Raw genomic sequence first — 4,641 nt, 5'->3', positions numbered from 1 at the left:
ATTGAGCGTTTAATTGCCCAAAAACTTAAAATCGGGAAAGATGTTGGCGTAATTTCTTATAACGAAACGCCTTTAAAAAAGATTATTTTGGATGGGATTACCACCATTTCGACTGATTTTAGCGAATTGGGCGCTCAGGCCGCTGAATTTATTCTCAACGGAAAAACTGAAAAGATAGCAGTGCCTTTTTATTTGAACTTGCGTAAATCGCTGTAGTACGCGGTTAGTTCGTCATCTCGACTGAAGCACAGTCCCGAACTTTCGGGAGGGAGATCTATTTTGACAGATTTGCTTCGCAGAGCCTTCGGGTTCTCGACTGCGTTGCACCCCATTACCATCTACAAATTTAAATAAAAAGGGTCGTCATTGCGAGGAACGAAGCAATCTTAATGCTCACGCTAGTAGCGATCGTTGTAAGATTGCTTCGTCGGCTGAAAAAGCCTTCTCGCAATGACGACTCCTCGCTGCCTATTAATTCGCTAAAATCGCACTGTCATTTATATTGGTTTTTATGGAATAAATTTTCCCTCGAAATGACAATTCTCTTGATTAATTGTGCATAAAAACCTAAAAAGAGGTTTTAGCTAAAACTTATTAATGATTACTTTTATCACTTAGCTATTTTAGTTTAAATGAGTGAACAGGTAACCGCGCATCTAGTATCAGAACAAAATCCTTACGATTATATTTTGACGGATTTTAACCTGAAAAATCTGAGCCAGATTGTTATCCTCAAACATTTGAGCGGATTGATCCATACTGATGTTAAGGGCTTTTACCAGCTTTACCCTGAACAGATTGAAATCGATTTTGCAGCCTTTAGCGATGAGGCCTCTGGATTGCCCTTCCCAATTGTTCAGGTACAGCAGCACTCAAACTCCGTAAAACTTTCTTGTCGTTGCGCCACGCCGAAGCATAAATTGTGTGAGCATCAGGCAAGGGTTTTGTACAATATCCTTCAACGTCAGGATCTGCTCATTTTTTTCGACAGCAACTTACGGAAGCAAAAGCTTGCCAAAATTGCACTCGATTACGGATTGGAAAAAGAAGAGAATCTTGATCTTCTGTTTAATCTCCGCTACGAAAATGGTCAGGTAGATGTCCGCCCAAAGATGGATGCTCTCCAGGCATTCAATAAAGAAGCTCAGCAAAATTTACAGGAACTTTTACTACCGGCAACCAAAACCAAAGTACAGGCTAAAAACGATCGGGGTAAAATGATCCTTGTTTTTGGGCAACACCGCTATTACAACAATTTAACGGTAGAATTATTCGAGGCCGAAACCACTAAAAGTGGTAAGGTTAAAAACCCGATAAAAGGAATCAATCCGGCTGATTTGCTTTTTAAAACAAATGATAACAATCAGGTAAAGTTTTATAGCGGCATTACCACTTTTCAACAGAATTACAATAGCGATCAAAGTGAGGCAGAAATTGAAGCTTTAAAAGCGATCGTTAAAAATCCTGAGCAGATCCCTTTTTACCTGCAGGATAGTAAGCAATCTGTCGCTATTCAAGCGTCGACCATTACAGCAGTTGATGTACATTTATTAGAAGTAGATCTGCGTCTTTCTGTAAATCAACGCGATGATTATTACGAAATTACCGGACGGTTAATTATCGAAGGAAAATCTTACGAGTTGGATAACCTGGTATTGGTACACCAGTATTTTGTTAAACTTAAGAATCAACTTTATTTAATTGGCAGATTGGATTTTCTACGCGTAATCGGGTTTTTTAAAAAGCAGAGCAACAGATTAATCCTGCACAAAACAAAATATCCTGAGTTTCAGAAGGTTATTTTGGTACCTTTAGAGGGAAGTATTCACGTAGATTATTCTTATTTAAAACCGGCTACCAAAAGCCAGATCGAAGAAAAAGGTTTTGATCTCGAAAATGAACAATTGATCTACCTGTCAGAATCAGAAGATTATATTCTCCTCACGCCGGTAATGCGATATGGGAACCTGGAAATACCTGTGCTGTCTAAAAAACAGATCCAGGCGCAGGATAAACTGGGTAACCTTTTTACCTTACACCGTGACGAAAATGCTGAACTTCAGTTTATTGGAAACGTGTTGAAACAGCATCCTTATTTCTACGATCAGGAAACCAACGATTCTTTTTACCTGCACCGCAAACGGTTTCTTGAAGAAGCCTGGTTTCTCGAAGCTTTTGAGGTATGGCGCAATAAAGGCATTCATATTTTAGGTTTTAATCAGCTTAAAAACAATAAACTGAGCGAATTTCAGGCTAAAATTAATATCGAGGTTTTAAGTGGAACAGACTGGTTCGAAACCAAAGTAAAAGTGAAGTTTGGCAAACAACAGGTTGCGCTCAAGCATCTGCATAAGTCGATCAGGAACAAAAGTAAGTTTGTAACGCTTGATGATGGAACCCAAGGCATACTACCGCATGAGTGGATCGAAAAATTCGCTGCTTATTTTAGTGCCGGTGAAGTAACTGAAGATGCCATTCTTACACCAAAAATTAAGTTTGCTTCGATAAACGAGCTTTATGAAGATGCTTTATTGGATGGTGATGTGCAGAATGAATTGAAACTTTATAAGCAAAAATTCGAAGGAACGGATTCGATTCAAGAGGTAGAGGTGCCAAAAGGTTTAACAGCAACGCTACGTCATTACCAGAAAGACGGTTTAAACTGGCTCAACTTTTTGGATGACTTTAATTTCGGTTCTTGTCTGGCAGATGATATGGGGCTGGGTAAAACCATTCAGGTTTTGGCTTTCATTTTATCGCAGCGCGAAAAAGTAAAACACAATACAAATCTTGTGGTTGTTCCGGCTTCGTTAATATTTAACTGGAAGGCCGAAGTGGAGAAATTTGCCCCGTCTATAAAGGTAAAAACCATTTATGCTGGCGAAAGGACTAAAACCACTGATACTTTCGATGATTACGAAATCATTTTAACCTCTTACGGAACGCTGCTTTCTGATATCCGTTTCTTAAAGGATTATCGCTTTAACTATATCTTTTTAGATGAATCGCAGCTGATCAAAAATCCAGATTCGCAGCGTTATAAAGCTGTTCGGATGCTGCAATCGAGGAATAAAGTAACCATGACAGGAACGCCGATTGAGAACAATACTTTTGATTTATATGGCCAGCTGTCATTCGCTTGTCCGGGTTTGTTTGGCAGTAAACAGCAGTTTGCCGATTTATATTCAACCCCGATCGATCAGTTTAAGGATAGCAGAAGGGCAGAGGAACTTCAGCAAAAAATAAGACCTTTTATTCTCCGCAGGACCAAAGAACAGGTGGCGAAAGAACTTCCCGATAAAACAGAAATTGTACTCTATTGCGAAATGGGAGCAGAGCAGCGCGAAGTGTACGAAGCGAACAAAAAGGAAATTCAAGATTTTATTCTGGGTAAACAGGAAGATGAGCTGCCTAAAAGTTCGATGCATGTGCTGAAAAGTATTACCACTTTAAGGCAGATCTGCAATTCGGCCGCATTATTGGCAGATGGGAAATCGTATTTACAGGCTTCATCAAAAATTGATGTGCTGATGGAGCAGATTGAGAGCAAGGCCGGAAAGCATAAAATCCTTGTTTTTTCTCAGTTTGTAACCATGCTCGATCTGATTAAAAAACAATTGGAAAAACGTGGCATTAAATACGAATACCTTACTGGGCAAACCCGTAAAAGAGCCGAAGTAGTTAGCTCATTTCAACAAAACGCAGATATTCCGGTCTTCCTGATCAGTTTAAAGGCTGGTGGTACCGGATTGAACCTTACCGAAGCTGATTATGTTTATCTGGTTGACCCATGGTGGAACCCTGCTGTAGAAAACCAGGCCATAGATCGGGCCTATCGGATCGGCCAGCATAAAAATGTAATGGCTGTGCGTTTAATCTGCCCTGATACTATTGAAGAGAAAATTATGAAACTTCAGGCCACTAAAAAAGACCTGGTTAAGGATCTGATCCAGACGGATGGAAGTTTATTCAAGAATTTGACCAAGAAAGAATTATTGGGCTTGTTGAGTTAAATCATCCATGTTGTCATCCTGAGCCTGTCGAAGGACCATGCTGATGAATCTAGTTTTGGTTCGTGGAGGCACCAATGTGCCTTATTTGATCGTCATTTCGAGCGGAGTGCAACATAGCCGAGAAATCTATCGACCTTAATTCGATTACTATTTATTCATGGTCATAATTTTTAGCCTCTTTAACTTACGCGATCGTCATGTTGTCCCGAACATTCGGGATCAGCATCTTTCTTGCAAAATAGACCCTGAAATAAATTCAGGGTGACGAACGTGAGACGAGATTTCTAAATCCCAACCTCAAACGTATAACTCAAAAATTCCGGTACATTAACACTTTCCACAATTTTCCAATCTTTCTTTTCTGCAATAAAATCAGGTTCGGCAAGCCCTGTGGTTTTGGCTGCATTAATATAGAAATCCATTTTTGCAGGATGGTTTGGTGAGCAGGCATTGTAAGTTCTGCCGAATGCCTGTTTTTCCAAAAGCTTGACCGCAATCCCTACAGCATCTGTTTGGTGAATCAAGTTTACGGGAGCTAAACCATTCGGTACATTACTTTTTCCGGCAAAAAACCTCCCAGGGTTACGGTCAGGGCCAATTAAGCCCGCAAAGCGGATCACTGTGCAGT

General features: G+C 40.0%; 2 protein-coding genes and 1 pseudogene. 2 read left to right on the top strand and 1 reads right to left on the bottom strand.

What is annotated here, in order from left to right:
- Both AC1DPQ_RS18420 and AC1DPQ_RS18415 read left to right on the top strand, forming a co-directional pair.
- A pseudogene (locus AC1DPQ_RS18420) lies at positions 1-216 on the top strand (GntR family transcriptional regulator); the annotation flags it as partial.
- A 416-nt stretch (positions 217-632) separates the two neighbouring features.
- Positions 633-4,013 carry a DEAD/DEAH box helicase gene (locus tag AC1DPQ_RS18415; RefSeq protein ID WP_477579462.1) on the top strand — a complete coding sequence of 1,127 codons (3,381 nt, stop codon included), beginning with the start codon at positions 633-635 and terminating at the stop codon, positions 4,011-4,013.
- A gap of 284 nt (positions 4,014-4,297) precedes the next feature.
- Here the strand turns inward: AC1DPQ_RS18415 and AC1DPQ_RS18410 are convergent.
- Positions 4,298-4,641 (bottom strand): Rossmann-fold NAD(P)-binding domain-containing protein (locus AC1DPQ_RS18410; RefSeq protein WP_477610476.1); only part of this gene is annotated, 344 nt, incomplete at its 5' end.

It is taken from the genome of Pedobacter sp. 01T416_2 (assembly GCF_056398925.1).
Note: the sequence above shows the minus strand (reverse complement) of the source record. Positions and strands in the feature narration are given on the sequence as shown.